The 16,279-nt window shown below is 54.5% G+C and carries 17 protein-coding genes; 9 read left to right on the top strand and 8 right to left on the bottom strand.

The features are described 5' to 3' along the window. Positions 1 to 99: 99 nt before the first annotated feature. The 5 genes from pnp (at position 100) to mtr (ending at position 6,725) form a co-directional block, all read left to right on the top strand. A complete protein-coding gene (gene pnp / locus OGY37_RS00490; RefSeq protein ID WP_008785911.1) occupies positions 100 to 2,232 on the top strand; it encodes a polyribonucleotide nucleotidyltransferase in 2,133 nt (710 codons plus the stop codon). A 109-nt stretch (positions 2,233 to 2,341) separates the two neighbouring features. Next, positions 2,342 to 3,226, top strand: coding sequence for a lipoprotein NlpI (gene nlpI / locus OGY37_RS00485; RefSeq protein ID WP_003024982.1), 885 nt, complete (start codon positions 2,342 to 2,344; stop codon positions 3,224 to 3,226). A gap of 106 nt (positions 3,227 to 3,332) precedes the next feature. Continuing rightward, positions 3,333 to 3,413 (top strand): protein YrbN, encoded by an 81-nt coding sequence (yrbN, locus tag OGY37_RS00480; protein WP_010723222.1) that lies wholly within the window; start codon positions 3,333 to 3,335, stop codon positions 3,411 to 3,413. After that, positions 3,406 to 5,334 carry a DEAD/DEAH family ATP-dependent RNA helicase gene (locus tag OGY37_RS00475; RefSeq protein ID WP_003828643.1) on the top strand — a complete coding sequence of 643 codons (1,929 nt, stop codon included), beginning with the start codon at positions 3,406 to 3,408 and terminating at the stop codon, positions 5,332 to 5,334. Before yrbN ends, OGY37_RS00475 begins: the two co-directional genes overlap by 8 nt. A 146-nt stretch (positions 5,335 to 5,480) precedes the next feature. Beyond that, positions 5,481 to 6,725 carry a tryptophan permease gene (mtr, locus tag OGY37_RS00470; RefSeq protein WP_003828642.1) on the top strand — a complete coding sequence of 415 codons (1,245 nt, stop codon included), beginning with the start codon at positions 5,481 to 5,483 and terminating at the stop codon, positions 6,723 to 6,725. Between the two features lie 87 nt (positions 6,726 to 6,812). On the opposite strand, the gene OGY37_RS00465 is transcribed toward mtr, so the two are convergent. The 3 genes from OGY37_RS00465 to ubiU all read right to left on the bottom strand — a co-directional run bounded on the left by OGY37_RS00465 (position 6,813) and on the right by ubiU (position 9,881). Continuing rightward, positions 6,813 to 7,820 (bottom strand): luciferase-like monooxygenase, encoded by a 1,008-nt coding sequence (locus tag OGY37_RS00465; protein ID WP_286619794.1) that lies wholly within the window; start codon positions 7,818 to 7,820, stop codon positions 6,813 to 6,815. Positions 7,821 to 7,998: 178 nt separating this feature from the next. Further along, entirely contained in the window at positions 7,999 to 8,877 is an 879-nt protein-coding gene (locus OGY37_RS00460) for a U32 family peptidase (protein ID WP_458793821.1), read from the bottom strand. Between the two features lie 8 nt (positions 8,878 to 8,885). After that, positions 8,886 to 9,881 (bottom strand): ubiquinone anaerobic biosynthesis protein UbiU, encoded by a 996-nt coding sequence (gene ubiU / locus OGY37_RS00455; protein ID WP_003024971.1) that lies wholly within the window; start codon positions 9,879 to 9,881, stop codon positions 8,886 to 8,888. A gap of 220 nt (positions 9,882 to 10,101) precedes the next feature. On the opposite strand from ubiU, the gene ubiT reads away from it, so the two are divergent. Both ubiT and OGY37_RS00445 read left to right on the top strand, forming a co-directional pair. Beyond that, positions 10,102 to 10,626 carry a ubiquinone anaerobic biosynthesis accessory factor UbiT gene (gene ubiT, locus OGY37_RS00450; RefSeq protein ID WP_003828637.1) on the top strand — a complete coding sequence of 175 codons (525 nt, stop codon included), beginning with the start codon at positions 10,102 to 10,104 and terminating at the stop codon, positions 10,624 to 10,626. Further along, the gene (locus OGY37_RS00445) at positions 10,620 to 11,123 is read left to right on the top strand and encodes a GNAT family N-acetyltransferase (RefSeq protein ID WP_003024966.1); all 504 of its coding nucleotides are present in this window, start codon (positions 10,620 to 10,622) and stop codon (positions 11,121 to 11,123) included. The genes ubiT and OGY37_RS00445 overlap by 7 nt, the downstream gene beginning before the upstream one ends. On the opposite strand, the gene OGY37_RS00440 is transcribed toward OGY37_RS00445, so the two are convergent. Then, a complete protein-coding gene (locus tag OGY37_RS00440; protein ID WP_003828636.1) occupies positions 11,110 to 11,409 on the bottom strand; it encodes a GIY-YIG nuclease family protein in 300 nt (99 codons plus the stop codon). The genes OGY37_RS00445 and OGY37_RS00440 overlap by 14 nt on opposite strands. Positions 11,410 to 11,461: 52 nt before the next feature. On the opposite strand from OGY37_RS00440, the gene OGY37_RS00435 reads away from it, so the two are divergent. After that, positions 11,462 to 11,890 carry a YhbP family protein gene (locus tag OGY37_RS00435; RefSeq protein ID WP_149282131.1) on the top strand — a complete coding sequence of 143 codons (429 nt, stop codon included), beginning with the start codon at positions 11,462 to 11,464 and terminating at the stop codon, positions 11,888 to 11,890. 37 nt (positions 11,891 to 11,927) lie between these two features. Further along, positions 11,928 to 12,563 (top strand): NAD(P)H-binding protein, encoded by a 636-nt coding sequence (locus OGY37_RS00430; protein ID WP_003828632.1) that lies wholly within the window; start codon positions 11,928 to 11,930, stop codon positions 12,561 to 12,563. A gap of 84 nt (positions 12,564 to 12,647) precedes the next feature. Here OGY37_RS00430 and dolP read toward each other — a convergent pair whose 3' ends face one another. From dolP to OGY37_RS00410, 4 genes are read right to left on the bottom strand one after another with little or no spacing between them, the layout of a single operon-like run. Next, positions 12,648 to 13,223 carry a division/outer membrane stress-associated lipid-binding lipoprotein gene (dolP, locus tag OGY37_RS00425; RefSeq protein WP_003024954.1) on the bottom strand — a complete coding sequence of 192 codons (576 nt, stop codon included), beginning with the start codon at positions 13,221 to 13,223 and terminating at the stop codon, positions 12,648 to 12,650. 9 nt (positions 13,224 to 13,232) lie between these two features. Next, on the bottom strand, positions 13,233 to 13,823 hold the full coding sequence (diaA, locus tag OGY37_RS00420; RefSeq protein ID WP_003024948.1) for a DnaA initiator-associating protein DiaA: 591 nt from the start codon (positions 13,821 to 13,823) through the stop codon (positions 13,233 to 13,235). A 34-nt stretch (positions 13,824 to 13,857) separates the two neighbouring features. Beyond that, positions 13,858 to 14,253: a YraN family protein gene (locus OGY37_RS00415; protein ID WP_063941604.1), complete on the bottom strand. Its 396-nt coding sequence runs from the start codon at positions 14,251 to 14,253 to the stop codon at positions 13,858 to 13,860. After that, on the bottom strand, positions 14,211 to 16,262 hold the full coding sequence (locus OGY37_RS00410; RefSeq protein WP_286619790.1) for a penicillin-binding protein activator: 2,052 nt from the start codon (positions 16,260 to 16,262) through the stop codon (positions 14,211 to 14,213). The genes OGY37_RS00415 and OGY37_RS00410 overlap by 43 nt, the downstream gene beginning before the upstream one ends. Between the last annotated feature and the right edge of the window lie 17 nt (positions 16,263 to 16,279).

Here is a 16,279-nt window from a genome sequence, read left to right as displayed (position 1 = left end):
ATGGGTTAGGGTTGTCATTAGTCGCGAGGATGCGCAGAAGATCGGGTATTAACGATGGCGCAAAAATGTGCCGTCAAAAAATAGAGAAAGGATATTATTTTGCTTAATCCGATCGTTCGTAAATTCCAGTACGGTCAGCATACCGTTACGCTGGAAACCGGCATGATGGCGCGTCAGGCGACTGCCGCTGTTATGGTTAGCATGGATGACACCGCGGTATTCGTTACCGTTGTTGGCCAGAAAAAAGCGAAACCAGGCCAGGACTTTTTCCCGCTGACCGTTAACTATCAGGAGCGTACCTACGCTGCTGGCCGTATCCCGGGTAGCTTCTTCCGTCGTGAAGGCCGTCCGAGCGAAGGCGAAACCCTGATCGCGCGTCTGATTGACCGCCCGGTTCGCCCGCTGTTCCCGGAAGGCTTCGTTAACGAAGTTCAGGTTATCGCGACCGTTGTTTCCGTTAACCCGCAGGTTAACCCGGACATCGTGGCAATGATTGGTGCATCTGCTGCGCTGACTCTGTCTGGTATCCCATTCAACGGCCCGATCGGTGCTGCACGTGTTGGTTACATCAATGACCAGTACGTACTGAACCCGACTCAGGACGAACTGAAAGAAAGCAAGCTGGACCTGGTTGTTGCAGGTACTGAAGCAGCCGTACTGATGGTTGAATCCGAAGCTGAACTGCTGAGCGAAGATCAGATGCTGGGCGCTGTTGTGTTCGGTCACGAACAGCAGCAGGTTGTGATTCAGGCGATCAACGAGCTGGCGAAAGAAGCTGGCAAACCGCGTTGGGACTGGCAGCCAGAAGCTGTCAACGAAGCGCTGAACGCGCGCGTTGCCGCACTGGCAGAAGCTCGTCTGAGCGATGCTTACCGTATCACTGACAAACAAGAGCGTTATGCTCAGGTTGACGTGATCAAATCTGAAACCATCGCGACTCTGGTGGCTGAAGACGAAACCCTGGACGCTAACGAACTGGGTGAAATCCTGCACGCTATCGAGAAAAACGTTGTTCGTAGCCGCGTACTGGCAGGCGAGCCGCGCATCGATGGCCGTGAAAAAGACATGATCCGTGGCCTGGACGTGCGTACTGGCGTTCTGCCGCGTACCCACGGTTCCGCACTGTTCACCCGTGGCGAAACTCAGGCGCTGGTTACTGCGACCCTGGGCACCACGCGTGATGCGCAGAACCTCGACGAACTGATGGGCGAGCGTACTGACAACTTCCTGTTCCACTACAACTTCCCTCCGTACTGCGTAGGTGAAACCGGTATGGTCGGTTCTCCGAAGCGTCGTGAGATTGGTCACGGCCGTCTGGCGAAGCGTGGCGTACTGGCAGTAATGCCGGAACTGGATAAATTCCCGTACACCGTGCGTGTGGTTTCTGAAATCACCGAATCTAACGGTTCTTCTTCCATGGCTTCCGTATGTGGTGCTTCCCTGGCGCTGATGGACGCAGGTGTGCCGATCAAAGCCGCCGTTGCGGGTATCGCGATGGGTCTGGTGAAAGAAGGCGACAACTTTGTTGTTCTGTCTGACATCCTGGGCGACGAAGACCACCTGGGCGATATGGACTTCAAAGTGGCGGGTTCCCGCGACGGTATCTCTGCACTGCAGATGGATATCAAAATTGAAGGTATCACCAAAGAAATCATGCAGGTTGCTCTGAACCAGGCTAAAGGTGCGCGTCTGCACATCCTGGGTGTGATGGAACAAGCGATCAACGCTCCGCGCGGCGACATTTCTCAGTTCGCTCCGCGTATCCACACCATCAAGATCAGCCCGGACAAGATCAAAGATGTTATCGGTAAAGGCGGTTCTGTTATCCGTGCTCTAACCGAAGAAACCGGCACTACCATTGAAATCGAAGATGATGGTACCGTGAAGATTGCTGCGACCGACGGTGAGAAAGCGAAATATGCTATCCGTCGTATCGAAGAGATCACCGCAGAGATCGAAGTTGGCCGTATCTACAATGGTAAAGTGACCCGTATCGTTGACTTTGGCGCGTTCGTTGCCATCGGTGGCGGTAAAGAAGGTCTGGTACACATCTCTCAGATCGCTGACAAGCGCGTAGAGAAAGTGACCGACTACCTGCAGATGGGCCAGGAAGTACCGGTCAAAGTTCTGGAAGTTGATCGCCAGGGCCGTGTACGTCTGAGCATTAAAGAAGCAACTGAGCAGTCTCAGCCTGCAGGCGAACCGGAAGCTCCGGCAAGCCAGGGCGAGTAAGGTTGCCATTGCCCTCCGTGAAAGCGGAGGGCCTTTAACCCGGCAGGATGCCTTGTTAGCAACCGGGGAACCTGGACGTTCATTCAATCGTTGTCTTCGGGAGTGGGAAATGAAGCCTTTTTTGCGCTGGTGTTTCGTTGCGACAGCACTCACGCTGGCTGGATGCAGTAATTCCGCCTGGCGAAAGAGTGAAGTCCTCGCAGTACCATTGCAACCGACTTTGCAGCAGGAAGTGATTCTGGCACGTATGGAACAAATTCTTGCCAGTCGGGCTTTAACCGATGACGAACGCGCACAGCTTTTATATGAGCGCGGAGTGTTGTATGATAGTCTCGGTCTGAGGGCACTGGCGCGAAATGATTTTTCACAAGCGCTGGCAATCCGACCAGATATGCCTGAAGTATTCAATTACTTAGGTATATATTTAACGCAGGCAGGCAATTTTGATGCTGCCTATGAAGCGTTTGATTCTGTACTTGAGCTTGATCCAACTTACAACTACGCGCACTTAAATCGCGGTATCGCATTGTATTACGGCGGTCGCGACAAGTTAGCGCAAGATGATCTGCTAGCGTTTTATCAAGACGATCCCAATGATCCTTTCCGTAGTCTGTGGCTTTATCTTGCCGAGCAGAAGCTCGATGAGAAGCAGGCTAAAGAAGCGTTGAAGCAACGCTTTGAAAAATCGGATAAAGAGCAATGGGGATGGAACATTGTCGAGTTCTACCTGGGCAACATTAGCGAAGCAACGCTGATGGAACGCCTGAAGGCGGACGCAACGGATAACACCTCGCTCGCTGAGCATCTCAGTGAAACCAACTTCTATTTAGGTAAGTACTACCTAAGTCTGGGGGATTTGGACAACGCTACGGCATTGTTCAAACTGGCGGTGGCTAACAACGTTCATAACTTTGTTGAGCACCGATACGCATTGTTGGAATTATCGCTCCTGGGCCAGGACCAAGATGACCTGGCAGAATCGGACCAGCAATAGCTGACGTACACATCAGCCCGTAATCTTTTTTGATTGCCATCACCTTCACGGGTGAGGGCGTTGTTGTTCGTTAATACACCTACTTTGAGCCGGTTCACACTTTTCAATGAAAATTGCAGATCAATTTCATGATGAGTTATGTAGACTGGCCGCCATTAATTTTGAGGCACACGTACTACATGGCTGAATTCGAAACCACTTTTGCAGATCTGGGCCTGAAGGCTCCTATCCTTGAAGCCCTTAACGATCTGGGTTACGAAAAACCATCTCCAATCCAGGCAGAGTGCATTCCGCATCTGCTGGGCGGCCGCGATGTTCTGGGTATGGCCCAGACAGGTAGCGGCAAAACTGCAGCGTTCTCTTTACCGCTGCTCAACAATCTTGATCCTGAGCTGAAGGCACCTCAGATTCTGGTGCTGGCACCGACCCGCGAACTGGCGGTTCAGGTAGCAGAAGCCATGACGGATTTCTCTAAACACATGCGCGGCGTGAACGTGGTTGCCCTGTACGGTGGCCAGCGTTATGACGTGCAATTACGTGCCCTGCGTCAGGGGCCACAGATCGTCGTCGGTACGCCGGGCCGTCTGCTGGATCACCTGAAGCGCGGTACTCTGGACCTCTCCAAACTGAGCGGTCTGGTACTGGACGAAGCTGACGAAATGCTGCGTATGGGCTTCATCGAAGACGTTGAAACCATCATGGCGCAGATCCCGGAAGGTCATCAGACCGCTCTGTTCTCTGCAACCATGCCGGAAGCGATTCGTCGTATTACCCGCCGCTTTATGAAAGAGCCGCAGGAAGTACGAATTCAGTCCAGCGTTACTACCCGTCCTGACATCAGCCAGAGCTACTGGACTGTGTGGGGCATGCGTAAAAATGAAGCGCTGGTGCGTTTCCTGGAAGCAGAAGACTTTGATGCGGCGATTATCTTCGTTCGTACCAAAAATGCGACCCTGGAAGTAGCAGAAGCGCTGGAGCGTAGCGGTTATAGCAGCGCTGCACTGAACGGCGACATGAACCAGTCCCTGCGTGAGCAGACTCTGGAGCGTCTGAAAGATGGTCGTCTGGATATTCTGATTGCCACCGACGTTGCGGCCCGTGGCCTGGACGTTGAGCGTATCAGCCTGGTTGTCAACTACGACATCCCGATGGATTCCGAGTCTTACGTTCACCGTATCGGCCGTACCGGTCGTGCGGGTCGTGCGGGTCGTGCGCTGCTGTTCGTTGAGAACCGCGAGCGTCGTCTGCTGCGTAACATCGAACGCACCATGAAGCTGACTATTCCGGAAGTAGAACTGCCGAACGCAGATCTGCTGGGCAAACGCCGTCTGGAAAAATTCGCCGCTAAAGTACAGCAGCAGCTGGAAAGTAGCGATCTGGATCAGTACCGTGCTCTGCTGGCGAAAATGCAGCCGGAAGAAGAGCTGGATATCGAAACGCTGGCAGCTGCACTGCTGAAAATGGCTCAGGGCGAACGTCCTCTGATCCTGCCGCCAGATGCGCCGATGCGTCCGAAACGCGAATTCCGCGACCGTGATGACCGTGGTCCGCGTGACCGCAACGATCGTGGCCCTCGTGACCGTAATGACCGTGGTGGTGAAGACCGTCCGCGTCGTGAACGTCGTGACGTTGGTGACATGCAGCTGTACCGCATTGAAGTGGGCCGTGATGACGGTGTTGAAGTTCGTCATATCGTTGGTGCGATTGCTAACGAAGGTGATATCAGCAGCCGTTACATCGGTAACATCAAGCTGTTTGCTTCCCACTCCACCATCGAACTGCCGAAAGGTATGCCGGGCGACGTGCTGCAGCACTTTACCCGTACTCGCATCCTGAACAAGCCGATGAACATGCAGCTGGTTGGCGATGCAGTTCCGCACACCGGTGGTGAGCGTCGTGGCGGTGGTCGTTTCAGCGGTGAGCGTCGTGAAGGCGGTCGCGGTGAAGGTCGTAACTTTAGCGGTGAACGTCGTGAAGGCGGTCGTGGCGATGGTCGTCGTTTCAGCGGCGAACGTCGTGAAGGCAACCGTGGTCCGCGTCGTGACGATTCTTCTGCTCCGCGCCGTGATGACTCTGCTGGTCGTCGTCGTTTCGGCGGTGATGCATAAGCCTTTTAGCTTTATAGCTGTAAAGTAAAATATACGGCCCCGATCTCAACAATCGGGGCTTTTTTTATTTTAATTGTACTCGTGTACTGGTACAGTGCAGCACATTGAGATGTAGTCACAAGATAAATGACTGGAGAGATGGCTAAATGGCAACACTAACCACCACCCAAACGTCACCTTCGCTGCTCGGCGGCGTGGTGATCATCGGCGGCACCATTATTGGCGCGGGGATGTTTTCTCTGCCAGTGGTCATGTCCGGGGCGTGGTTCTTCTGGTCAATGGCGGCGCTGATCTTTACCTGGTTCTGCATGCTGCACTCCGGGCTGATGATCCTTGAAGCTAACCTCAATTACCGCATTGGCTCCAGTTTTGACACCATCACGAAAGATCTGCTGGGCAAAGGCTGGAACGTGGTGAACGGCATCTCGATTGCTTTCGTTCTCTATATTCTGACCTACGCGTATATCTCGGCGAGCGGATCAATCCTGCACCACACCTTCTCGGAGATGTCGTTGAACGTTCCTGCACGTGCGGCAGGTCTTGGTTTTGCGCTGCTGGTGGCGTTTGTGGTGTGGTTAAGCACCAAAGCGGTGAGCCGCATGACGGCGATTGTGCTGGGTGCGAAGGTAATTACCTTTTTCCTGACTTTCGGCAGTTTATTAGGGCACGTTCAGCCCACAACGTTGTTTAACGTGGCGGAAAGCAACGCTTCGTATACGCCGTACCTGCTGATGACGCTGCCGTTCTGTCTGGCCTCATTCGGCTATCACGGCAATGTCCCGAGCCTGATGAAGTACTACGGCAAAGATCCGAAGACCATCGTTAAGTGTCTGGTTTACGGCACGCTGCTGGCGCTGGTGCTGTATACCGTGTGGTTACTGGGGACGATGGGTAATATCCCGCGTCCGGAATTTATTGGTATTGCACAGCAAGGCGGTAACATTGATGTGCTGGTACAGGCGCTGAGCGGTGTGTTAAATAGCCGCAGTCTGGATCTGCTGCTGGTGGTGTTCTCCAACTTTGCGGTGGCGAGTTCATTCCTCGGTGTTACGCTCGGTCTGTTTGACTATCTGGCGGATCTGTTTGGCTTTGATGACTCGGCAATGGGACGTTTCAAAACGGCATTGCTGACGTTTGTCCCGCCAATTATCGGTGGCCTGCTGTGGCCGAACGGTTTCCTGTACGCCATTGGCTATGCAGGACTCGCGGCAACCATCTGGGCCGCCATTGTTCCGGCGCTACTGGCCCGTAAATCTCGCGAGCGTTTCGGTAGCCCGAAATTCCGTGTCTGGGGCGGTAAGCCAATGATTGCGCTGATCCTGGTATTCGGTATCGGCAACGCGGTTATCCATATTCTGTCGAGCGTTAATTTGTTACCGGTTTATCAGTAAAACCGTTGCCCGGTGGTGCTACGCTTACCGGGCCTACATCACCGTGTAGGCCGGATAAGGCGTAGCCGCCATCCGGCACAAATAGTACTATCCCAATAATTCCTGCTTCACATCCATCGCCAAATCAAACGAATGAAGACGTGCCTGATGATCAAAAATCTGGCCGTTAACCATAATCTCATCGGCCTGGGTTTCACGCAAAATGGCATCAAGACCGTGACGCACTTTTGCCTTATCACCAACCAGCGACATGCTCAGCGCCTGTTGTACGCCGTACTGCTCAGAAGCGGACCACAGCTGCTGCATATTCTCTACCGGCGGCGGTAGCTGGCCGGTTTCGCCACGACGCAGCTTCACAAATGCCTGCTGCATGGAGGTGAAAAGAAACTCGGCGTCGCGATTGCTGTCGGCGGCAATAATGTTGATGCACACCATCGCATACGGTTTTACCAGCCGCGCTGAGGGTTTGAATTGGGTGCGATACAGATGCAGCGCCTGATGCAGCATATCCGGGGCAAAGTGCGAGGCGAAGGCAAACGGCAGACCAAGCTGGGCCGCCAGTTGTGCACTGTACAGGCTGGAGCCTAATAACCAGACCGGGATCTGCTCGCCGTAGCCGGGAACCGGGCGTACATGGGGATTAGGATCGCGGGCGTCGAACCAGTCCACCAGTTCAGCGACGTCGCGTGGGAAGTTATCGATATCACCGCTCATATGGCGGCGCAGTGCGCGCATGGTTGGTTGATCGCTACCCGGTGCGCGACCAAGCCCGAGATCGATTCGTCCCGGATATAGCGTGTTCAGGGTACCGAACTGCTCGGCGATCACCAGCGGCGAATGGTTAGGCAGCATCACGCCGCCAGATCCGAGATGCAGCGTGGTGGTATTAGCAGCCAGATAACCAATCAGCACTGAGGTAGCGGCGCTGGCGATGCCGGTCATGTTGTGATGTTCCGCCAGCCAATAGCGGTGGTAACCGCGTTTTTCGGCCAGTTGAGCGAGATCAAGCGAGTGTGTGAAGGCCTCTTTTGCCGAGGATCCTTCAGGGATCGGCGCCAGATCCAGCACCGAGAACGGAATAGTTTTGTCAGTCATAACGGCTCACTTTGTTACCGGTTAATCTTTTAATACTGCATTAAAGATTAGCGAATGTTGTTAACAAAGTGAGCTTTATACGGCGGGTACCGAATATAACATGCCCGATGGCGCTGCGCTTATCGGGCCTACGGGATCGCTATTTGTAGGCCCGATAAGGCATTTATGCCGTATCCGGCTAGTCCTGCAGCTCCAGTCCAGCCAGTCGCTTCCAGTAGCCGTTACAGTCACTGTGGGCAGCAAGCGGTAATGGGGCACTGCCATTTTCATTGGCGCGGAAGGCGTCGAGCATGGCGAATGTTTCAGTGCCTGAAGGGGACAGACGCACAATATCAACCAGCCCCTGCATCGATGTCAGTTCGTTGCCGAGGTTGTAAACATAGCCGCTCATGGTCTGGATCCCGTTGAGGACAAAGACCTGCTGATTCTCCTGCGACAGCACATTGCGCCCGTTCGGGTATTTTATGCAGCAGGTTTCACACTCGTCTTTTGGACGGTCTTCAGAGCGTGCGGTAAAGCAGCGGGCAGAGTACGCCAGCGGCAGATGCCCGTAGCTCAGCACCTCAACTTCAAACTGATTGCGAATACCCAGCTCATCACACTGGTTGAGCAGGTTTGCCAGCCAGTCGCGGGAAAGCTCTACCGGCATACACCAGCGCACCATGCCTTGTTTGAGCAGCATACGCAGGGTAACTGCGTTGTAGCAGTTGAGCGCATGCCCGGCGACAAACGGCAGCTTACGCTCGGCGCACATGTTTACCACCCCGAGGTCGCTGGCTTCCAGCAGGAAGTCACCGTTTTCGACATAGCGCTTCAGCTCTCCCAGTTCAGAAGAGGCCTGCACCAGCGCCAGTGTTGACAGCACAACTTGTTTACCGCTGCCAGCGAGCGATTTCGCCATATCGAGCCAGTCGCCCACTTTGGTGGCGCGGCGTTTACTGCATACCGCTTCACCAATATAGATAACGTCGGCCTGGCTTACGGCAGCCTGCTGATAAAAATCTTCCAGCGTTTCTTTCGGCCAGTACCACAGCACCGGCCCTAAGGAATATTTCATTGCTTCTCTCACTGCCATTTACGGTGATACGCGCCAAGCGTGGTCTGCGTGCCTTCGGACATAGAACCGAGCGTTTCCATCCACGCGGCCTGCGGGACGTAGTTTTGCGGGTCGGCCATACAGCGGTCGATCGCCTGACGCCACACTTTCGCCACCTGACTGACATAGGCCGGGCTGCGCTGACGACCTTCGATTTTCACCGAGGCAATATTGGCTGCCAGTAGTTCCGGCAGCAGCTCCAGCGTGTTCAGGCTGGTGGGTTCTTCAAGCGCATGGTAACGCTCGCCGTCAACCAGATAGCGGCCTTTGCATAGCGTCGGATAACCGGCGTTTTCCCCGTCCTGATAGCGGTCGATCAGCACTTCATTAAGACGGGATTCCAGCCCTTGTTGGGTCTGTTGCCAGCGGACAAAACGGGCAGGCGAGCAGGCACCAACCGTATTAGGAGACTCACCCGTCAGATAGGACGAAAGATAGCAACGGCCTTCCGCCATAATGCACAGGCTACCGAAGGCGAACACTTCCAGGGGAACTGGCGTGACGCGAGCGAGCTGCTTCACCTGATGAATAGACAGCACGCGCGGCAGCACCACGCGGGCGACGTCAAAGTTGCGATGATAGAAATTAATTGCCTCTTCATTGGTTGCAGATGCCTGAACAGAGACATGGCGCTCAATATGCGGGTAGCGCTCTGCGGCATACTCAAGCATGGCGAGGTCGGCAAGGATCAGCGCGTCTGCACCCAGTTGCGCTGCCATATCAACGGCACGTTGCCAGCGCGCGTAACCATCCGGGTGCGCAAAGGTGTTAATCGCAATGTGCAGCTTACGGCGGTGCTGATGGACAAAACTCACCGCTTCCTGCAATTTTTTCTCGGTAAAATTAAGGCCGGCGAAATGACGGGCGTTGGTATCATCTTTCAGCCCGATGTAGACAGCATCAGCGCCGTTCTCGATGGCCGCCTTAAGCGCCGGTAGGTTTCCGGCAGGGCAGAGCAGCTCCATAATTTATCCTGAACGTTGCGCCGTGATGGGCGCAGAAATGTTAACGAATGGGGATTTTAGTTAACCTTGCTGAGACAATTTTTGATTTGAGGCAGTTAAAGTCGTATTGGTGACACCAATAAAGAGGTAACAATTTCGCATCGAATTGTTGATTTATGCCGCTATGTCGTTTATTTGATATGGCAAAATAGCAGGACTATTGAAACAGGGAGTAAAGCTCGTGTTGGATAAACTGCGTTCACGCTTAGTACAATTTGGTCCTTCTCTGATGAGTGTACCAGTTAAACTGACGCCCTTTGCGCTGAAGCGCCAGGTTCTGGAGCAGGTCCTGAGCTGGCAGTTTAGTCAGGCGCTGGCCGATGGGGAGCTGGAGTTTCTCGAAGGTCGCTGGCTGAGCATTCATGTGCGTGACATTGACCTCAAATGGTATACCTCTGTTGAGAACGATAAACTTATCGTCAGCCAGAATGCAGATGCGGATGTGAGTTTTAGCGCCGATGCCAGCGATCTGCTGATGATCGTGGCCCGCAAGCAGGATCCGGATACGCTTTTCTTCCAGCGTCGCCTGGTGATTGAAGGTGATACAGAATTAGGGCTATACGTAAAAAATCTGATGGATGCCATCGAACTGGAGCAGATGCCTAAAGCGTTGCGCGTCATGCTGATGCAGTTGGCAGATTTTGTTGAGGCGGGGATGAAAACGTCGCCAGAAACCAAACAGACCTCGGTAGGTGAGCCATGCTGATTCGAGTTGAAATTCCCATTGATGCCCCAGGTATTGATGCGCTGCTGCGCCGTTCATTTGAGAGCGATGCGGAAGCGAAATTAGTGCACGACCTACGTGAAGATGGTTTCTTAACGCTGGGTCTGGTTGCTACCGATGACGAAGGTCAGGTAGTGGGTTACGTCGCGTTCAGCCCAGTCGATGTTCAGGGTGAAGATCTGCAATGGGTCGGCATGGCGCCGCTCGCGGTGGATGAAAACTACCGGGGGCAGGGCCTGGCGCGTCAGCTGGTCTATGAAGGACTCGATTCACTGAACGAGTTTGGCTACGCAGCTGTGGTTACGCTGGGGGATCCGGCCCTGTACAGCCGCTTTGGCTTTGAGCTGGCGGCCCATCATGACCTGCGTTGCCGCTGGCCGGGCACCGAAAGCGCGTTCCAGGTTCATCGCCTGGCGGACGATGCGCTGGAAGGCGTGACGGGCCTTGTGGAATACCACGACCACTTCAATCGTTTTTAAGCTCCGGGGTTTGCAGGCTGCTCAGTAGCGCCTCAAGCCCTTCGCCTTCGACAAGGCGCTCTTTCTGCCGCTTGGTGAGCTGTTTGACGCGATACTCTATGCGCAGGGCCAGTGAACGGTCGCCAACCTGCGCCGCAAATGCCAACGTGAGTTCCCCCTTTCCGCGTAGCGCCTTCGCGCCTTTCCCACTTTGATGCTGCTTATAGCGGCGCTGCACATCGGTGGTTATTCCGGTGTATAAGGCGTTGTCCGCGGTACGGATCAGGTACAGATACCAGGGTGTCATTGTCACCATCGACGTGATAATTTTCAGGCCTACAGTATAAAAGAGAACAGAAATGGAAACACTGACTGCGGTGTCTCGCTGGCTGGCAAAACAGCACGTCGTGACCTGGTGCGTACACCATGAAGGTGAATTGTGGTGCGCCAATGCGTTTTACCTGTTTGATGCGCAGAAGATGGTGTTCTATGTGCTGACTGAAGAGAAAACGCGTCATGCGCAGATGTCCGGACCCCGCGCGCTGATTGCCGGTACAGTAAACGGTCAGCCTAAAACCGTCGCTCTGATTCGTGGCGTACAGTTTAAAGGGGAAATCCGGCGTCTTGAGGGGCAGGAGAGCGAAGACGCGCGTAAAGCCTACAACCGCCGTTTCCCCGTTGCCAGAATGCTGCCGGCGCCCGTATGGGAGATTCGACTGGATGAAGTCAAATTTACGGACAACACGCTGGGCTTCGGTAAAAAGATGCACTGGCTGCGTGATCTATAGTTAGAAGAGTGATTGAAGACCCTGGGGAAGATAAGCGATGAGTCAGGTGTTAATAACGGGAGCCACGGGGCTGGTGGGCGGACATTTGCTGCGTATGCTGCTCAATGAACCCCGGGTCAATGCCATCACGGCACCAACGCGTCGACCGCTGGCTGATACGGTTGGTATCTATAACCCCCATGATCCGCAGCTAACCGATGCTCTGGCGCAGGTCACCGATCCGGTCGATATTGTCTTTTGTTGTTTGGGGACTACCCGGCGTGAAGCGGGCAGCAAAGAGGCGTTTATCCATGCTGACTATACGCTGGTGGTAGATACGGCCCTGACGGGACGTAGGTTAGGCGCCCAGCATATGCTGGTAGTGAGTTCGATGGGTGCCAATGCGAATTCACCGTTTTTTTATAATCGGGTGAAAGGTGAAATGGAGCAGGCGCTGATCGCGCAGAATTGGCCACGGCTGACGATTGTCCGGCCTTCAATGCTCCTGGGTGATAGGGACAAGCAGCGGACGAATGAGATGTTTTTAGCGCCGTTGTTCAGGCTGCTGCCGGGTAACTGGAAGTCGATTGAAGCGCGCGATGTTGCTCGGGCAATGCTGGCAGAAGCGCTGGCGCCTGGGCATGAAGGGGTTTCGATCCTGACCTCTTCTGAGCTACGCGAAAGGGCTAAATAAAAAAATGCCGGATGGCGCTGACGCTTATCCGGCCTACAAACGATTACGTTCTATAGGCCGGATAAGATGCCATTTACAGGCGTGTTACTTAATAAACGTAAAGGCTGTCGTGACGCGTTTCACGCCGCTTACCCGGCTGGCGATATCCGCCGCCGCCTTCGCTTCACGCTCGGTCACCAGACCTAACAGGAACACTTCCCCGTTCTCAGTCGTTACTTTCACGTTAGAGGATTTCACCTGATCGCTGGTCAGTAACTGGGAACGTACTTTGGTGGTTATCCAGGTATCGTTGGACGCATCGCCCAGACCAATTGGCTGGCCCTGACGGATCTCATTAAAGACCTCAGTCGTTCCTTCTACACCCATCGCAATCTGTTTTGCCCGCGCAGACAGTTCGCTATTTGGCGACTGACCTACCAGCAGCACTTTACCCTGATAAGCGCTCACGTTGATTCGCGCTTCTTTCTTGATTTGGGCATCTTTCGACAACGCCGTATTGACGCGTAATTCCAGGGTTCCGTCATCTACCTGGGTGCCGACGCTGCGAGGATCCGTCGCGGCTTTGGTGCCGACAGCAGCAGTTCCGACAACGGCAGCAGCGACACAGCCTTGCAGCAGCAGTGCAGCGATAATCACAGCAAGCGGCGAAAATGCCTTCATGTGTACTCCTTAATCATCCTGGTGAGGGAAAAGCGTGTTATCGATAAGATCGCAAAGGCAGTTGACCGTCAGCATGTGCATTTCCTGAACGCGGGCGCTGTGGTGTGAGGGAATACGGATTTCAACATCCTGTGGCCCCAGTAATCCGGCCAGTTCCCCTCCGTCATACCCGGTCAGCGCGACGATTGTCATGTCGCGTGTCACGGCGGCTTCAACGGCTTTTACGATATCGCGGCTATTACCACGCGTAGAGATTGCCAGCAGAACATCACCTGCATGTCCCAGCGCACGGACTTGTTTTGCATAAACTTCGTCGTGCAGGCGATCGTTGGCAATCGCAGTTAAGACCACATTATCAGTATTTAGTGCAATCGCAGGTAAACTTGGGCGTTCTGTTTCAAAACGATTGATCATGCTGGCAGCAAAATGCTGTGCGTTGGCAGCGGACGTCCCATTACCACAACAGAGAATTTTGTTGCCATTGAGCAGGGACTGAACCAGCGTCATGGCGGCACGGGAGATTGCATCCGGAAGTGCTTCAGCCGCAGCTATCTGAGTTTGAATGCTTTCTGTAAAGCAGACTTTAATTCTATCTAACACGCTAATCCTTAAGAACCAGGCTCTGAATCTTCAACTATGAGCGGTCGTTGAACGCGTCCTTAAACCACTCAACATCATTTCCGGTGAAGGCTAACACATCGAACCGGCAATCCACAGTATCAAAACTCCCATTGTGGCGCGCAAGCCACAAGCGGGCGGTCTGTAATAATTTGTGTTGTTTGCTCCGGGTCACACTCGCCGCCGCACTGCCGAACTGTGCTGAGCGTCGGTAGCGAACCTCAACAAATACGGTGGTGTTGCCTTCACGCATTATCAAGTCGATTTCGCCGCCACGTTCACGCACGTTGGCGGCGATAAAATGCAGTCCCTTGCTCAGCAGCCAGTCACGCGCGGTGGATTCCCACGCGTCACCGGTCTGTTTACTCGTTAACTGGCGGGGACGACTTGTCCTTGCTGGTATTTGAGCCATGATAACTTCCTGTTAATCACACAATCCTGCGCTGCGGTTAAGGCCCCGGTATTGCCGTTAATTTCGAAACCCTGCACCTGACGCATTTGCGAGAAGTGGTTGGCAAGCGACCAGGCATCGACACCCATGGCATACATACGCGCCAGCGAGTAGTCGTTACGAACCGCGCCAAGCGCCTGCTGCATGAGAGGCGCGTTAGCGCCTGCCAGCATCGGAATTTCGCTGTACTGCAAACCTTCCATCTCCAGACGGAAATCCGGGCCGGCAGTGCCCTGCGCACTACGAGAACTGGCGTACAGCGTTGCTCCGCTCTGGCTGCCGTTGCGCATGGCGATCATCGGCTTAATAAATGCAATTTCTTCCGGCGTCGCCAGAATATACACGGCATCAACACGACCGCTACCGCCGGTGATTTGCGCATCGGTAGGTGCTGCCGGGATGGTCAGACCGCCAATCGTCACGCCGGGTTGGGCTGGCACAGAGGAGGCCACCGGGCTGCCCGTCAGGGAAATCCCCGAGCCGCCGTTGACGCCCATTTTAAGTTCAGCGGTGGAGCCGAACTTCTGCTGCAATACCACGCCGCCACCCAGCTTTTGCCATTCCTGTGCAAAGGCGTTGGCAACGCGATCGCCTAATGAACTCCGTGGAATCAACAACAGCGGCGTCTGTTTTCCCTGATCGCGGATGTGGCGTGCGGCGTCGCGCGCTTCATCTTCTGGCGACAGGGCGAAGTAGCAGACGTTCGGCAGATTTTTCACCGACTCCGGCTGGTTAAGCGCCAGGACGTTCAATGGCGTGTTGCTTTTCATCAGCTCTTCAACATTGTTCTTCAACAGTGGGCCAACCACGATGCTGGCGCCATCCTGCTGAACCTGAGTCAGGATCTGGTTCAGCGGCTGTGATGAAGTGTCGTAGATTTTCAGCTCAGCGGACGGATTCGCCGGTGCGCTGGCGGTTGTTGGCTGAGCGGGTGCTGCGGGCTGCACAGCAGGTGTTTCTGGCTGGGCCGGCGTCTCGTTGGTCAGATCGCTTACTGACGCCTGAGACGGGCTGGCAACGCCGTCAGTCGTTTGCGGCTGTTCCGTAGTAGTCGTAGCTGCTGGAACTGCGGCAGGTGCGACAGCAACAGGGGCTGCGACAGGTTGAGTGCCCATGTTTTTCGCAGCTTCAAAGCCTTGCTGAATAGTACGGCCAAATACAGCGGCCTGACCGTTCAGCGGCAGCAGCAGGGCGATTTTGCTGGTGGAGGCGGGCTTAAAGCTCTGCACGTTAACCAACTGTGTTGGTAACAGTTTTGCCCCTGGGTTTTGCGGATAACGTTTCTGCCAGTCCGCAATACCGGCTTTCATCATGTCCGGATCGTTACGGTTATCGAACCAGACGCGTTGAAGATCCAACCAGCCTTGCAGCACATTTTCATCAGCATTGATGACCAGCGCCTGCGCTTGCTCCTGGGTCATGGACGACAGCGCCTGCCAGGTGGCGTCCATATTTTTCTGCTTAGCATTCGCGGCCAGCAGCGGTTCCTGGGCGATCAGGGCGCGCAGCAGCGTCAGAGATGGGCGACCCTGGTTGACGTCGATTTGCGCCTGCCAGTAGCGTGCCTGTTGGTTTTGATCGAAATCGGCGGGAGTTAACTTATCCAGCAGGGCCTGTGCGCCAGCGACATCTTTCTGCGCGAGCTTAATCTCGACGGCCAGCAGTGACTGCTCACGCTGCTGGGTATCGCTTAGCTTCTGCGGTAGCTGGTTAAACAGTTCGATTGCCTGCTGGCTCTTGCCTTCTTTCAGCAGTGCACGAATGGCGAGTAATTGCCAGTTGGTCTTGCTATCATCTGAGCTTTGCTGCATTTGTTGCAGATAAAAGCCGGAATCAGCCTGCGCAGTGCCCTGCATATGGGCTGCACTCTGGTCTGGCGCCTGGGTGCCACAGCCTGCGAAAATCAGTGCTGCCAGAATGAGTGGTAGCGCGCGTGCGGCTTTCAAACGAGAAAATGTTGAGGGTACCATACTGTATCCAGTGATAT

This window comes from Citrobacter sp. Cpo030, from assembly GCF_030333005.1.
Taxonomy (GTDB): domain Bacteria; phylum Pseudomonadota; class Gammaproteobacteria; order Enterobacterales; family Enterobacteriaceae; genus Citrobacter; species Citrobacter portucalensis.
Note: the sequence above shows the minus strand (reverse complement) of the source record. Positions and strands in the feature narration are given on the sequence as shown.

What these genes read in the sequence shown, in the direction of transcription:
- nlpI (WP_003024982.1), top strand. Translation starts at nt 2,342, where the DNA reads ATGAAGCCTTTTTTGCGCTGGTGTTTCGTTGCGACAGCACTCACGCTG.
- yrbN (WP_010723222.1), top strand. Translation starts at nt 3,333, where the DNA reads ATGAAAATTGCAGATCAATTTCATGATGAGTTATGTAGACTGGCCGCC.
- OGY37_RS00475 (WP_003828643.1), top strand. Translation starts at nt 3,406, where the DNA reads ATGGCTGAATTCGAAACCACTTTTGCAGATCTGGGCCTGAAGGCTCCT.
- mtr (WP_003828642.1), top strand. Translation starts at nt 5,481, where the DNA reads ATGGCAACACTAACCACCACCCAAACGTCACCTTCGCTGCTCGGCGGC.
- OGY37_RS00465 (WP_286619794.1), bottom strand. Translation starts at nt 7,820, where the DNA reads ATGACTGACAAAACTATTCCGTTCTCGGTGCTGGATCTGGCGCCGATC.
- OGY37_RS00460 (WP_458793821.1), bottom strand. Translation starts at nt 8,877, where the DNA reads ATGAAATATTCCTTAGGGCCGGTGCTGTGGTACTGGCCGAAAGAAACG.
- ubiU (WP_003024971.1), bottom strand. Translation starts at nt 9,881, where the DNA reads ATGGAGCTGCTCTGCCCTGCCGGAAACCTACCGGCGCTTAAGGCGGCC.
- OGY37_RS00445 (WP_003024966.1), top strand. Translation starts at nt 10,620, where the DNA reads ATGCTGATTCGAGTTGAAATTCCCATTGATGCCCCAGGTATTGATGCG.
- OGY37_RS00440 (WP_003828636.1), bottom strand. Translation starts at nt 11,409, where the DNA reads ATGACACCCTGGTATCTGTACCTGATCCGTACCGCGGACAACGCCTTA.
- OGY37_RS00435 (WP_149282131.1), top strand. Translation starts at nt 11,462, where the DNA reads ATGGAAACACTGACTGCGGTGTCTCGCTGGCTGGCAAAACAGCACGTC.
- OGY37_RS00430 (WP_003828632.1), top strand. Translation starts at nt 11,928, where the DNA reads ATGAGTCAGGTGTTAATAACGGGAGCCACGGGGCTGGTGGGCGGACAT.
- dolP (WP_003024954.1), bottom strand. Translation starts at nt 13,223, where the DNA reads ATGAAGGCATTTTCGCCGCTTGCTGTGATTATCGCTGCACTGCTGCTG.
- OGY37_RS00415 (WP_063941604.1), bottom strand. Translation starts at nt 14,253, where the DNA reads ATGGCTCAAATACCAGCAAGGACAAGTCGTCCCCGCCAGTTAACGAGT.
- OGY37_RS00410 (WP_286619790.1), bottom strand. Translation starts at nt 16,262, where the DNA reads ATGGTACCCTCAACATTTTCTCGTTTGAAAGCCGCACGCGCGCTACCA.